At 68.5% G+C, this 238-nt stretch carries 1 pseudogene; it reads left to right on the top strand.

The window, feature by feature from the left end:
* A pseudogene (locus SB847_RS22160) lies at window positions 1–238 on the top strand (ABC transporter ATP-binding protein); the annotation flags it as partial.

Genomic DNA, 238 nt, shown 5'->3' with positions numbered 1-238 from the left:
CGGGCAGGCTTGATGCAGCAGGACCCCGAAACGCAGGTTGTCCTCTCCCGGGTGGGGGACGATGTCGCCTTTGGCGCGGAGAACCTCTGCGTGCCGCGGGAGGAGATATGGGCCCGCGTTCATGAAGCACTCGACGACGTCGGCTTGCGCACCGCGGCTGGTGCGGGTTTGGCCCTTGACCACCCGACGGCGGCACTGTCCGGCGGACAGAAGCAACGCCTCGCCCTCGCAGGCATCC

The sequence above is a fragment of the Bacillus sp. SIMBA_026 genome, from assembly GCF_046535335.1.
Classification (GTDB): Bacteria; Bacillota; Bacilli; order Bacillales; family Bacillaceae; genus Bacillus; species Bacillus velezensis.
This window is presented reverse-complemented; position numbering and strand designations above follow the sequence as displayed.